General features: G+C 36.9%; 1 protein-coding gene and 1 pseudogene. One reads left to right on the top strand and one right to left on the bottom strand.

The genetic code is table 11. The features are described 5' to 3' along the window. Window positions 1-1040, bottom strand: a pseudogene (gene mutY / locus V7659_RS26835) (A/G-specific adenine glycosylase); the annotation flags it as partial. Between the two features lie 126 nt (window positions 1041-1166). On the opposite strand from mutY, the gene V7659_RS26830 reads away from it, so the two are divergent. Further along, window positions 1167-1332, top strand: a 166-nt coding sequence (locus V7659_RS26830) for a metal-dependent hydrolase (RefSeq protein WP_335543138.1), incomplete at its 3' end; no start/stop codon positions are given.

Here is a 1332-nt window from a genome sequence, read left to right as displayed (position 1 = left end):
AAATTCTTTCATTTCTTCTATTGAAACAAACTTCCACTCGTCACTTTCCTGAAAATCAGATTGGAAGGTACCTGTATATACATTAATATTCCACACCAAATGAGAAAAAACATGTTCGAGCTGCCCAATAATTTTTTCAAGTTTTACTTTTATATTTAGGGTATGCTCAAATAGGTCTATAATCTGCTCCCGATCATTTTGTAAGGGATGATGAATTTCAACATTAGGGAACTCCCATAAATTTGCGAGCAAACCTGTTGCCGGCCGCTTGTGGATTAATACCTTTCCATCCCCATCTAAAAGGACAGCTGCAGCAAGTTGAACATTTCTTGTCTTATTTTTTTTGTCTTTATCGGAAGTTCATTTTGAACACCCTCCTCAAATCCTTGGCAATGTTCCCTAACAGGACATAATAAACATGATGGAGAGGTTGGTGTACATATTAATGCTCCCAATTCCATTAAAGCTTGGTTAAAAGAGGATGGGTCATCATGAGAAATTAATTCACGAACTGCCTTTTCAAATATTTTTCGTGAGGATGATTTGGCAATATCTTCCCATATTGAAAGAATCCTCGAAAATACCCTCATTACGTTTCCATCCACAGCGGGTTCAGGGATTCCATAAGCGATACTTAATATGGCTCCTGCCGTATAAGGCCCAACCCCTTTTAGCTCAGCGATTTCCTTAGGACTATTTGGTACAATTCCGCTATACTTCTCATTTACTTCCTTAACTGCTGATTGTAAGTTTCTTACCCTAGAATAATATCCGAGTCCTTCCCATGCTTTCAAAACCTTATCTTCCTCAGCCTCTGCTAGATCTTCAATGGTAGGAAACCACTCAATAAAACGATTAAAATAGGGAATAACCGTATCCACTCTTGTTTGCTGCAGCATAATTTCTGAAACCCATATTTTATATGGGTCTTGGTCTTTTCGCCAAGGCAGGTCACGTTGTTCATATTTAAACCAGTTAATTAAATCTGTTTGAAAAGCAGATTTGTTGATTTTTTCTATATTCTTTAGTTCAATAATCATAACTTTTGTTCCTCCAGATGTAGTTAAACTGCGTGAAAAAAGGCATTATAATAAGTAATGTATTTGTCTTACGATAAATTAATTGTGCATGTTTGACAAGAATTATATTTGAAGGAGGATTTCCTTTTGGATACAGGAACACACGTTGTCATGGGAATTGCTCTAGGTGGTTTAGCAACTCTTGACCCTGTTGTCGCTAGCAGCCATGCTACCACGACTAGTGTCTTAATTGCTACAATTGCCGGATCGCAAATACCTGATATTGATACGGTTTTAAAGTTAAAGAATAATG

The organism is Neobacillus drentensis, from assembly GCF_036966985.1.
GTDB lineage: Bacteria > Bacillota > Bacilli > Bacillales > Cytobacillaceae > Neobacillus > Neobacillus drentensis_E.
This window is presented reverse-complemented; position numbering and strand designations above follow the sequence as displayed.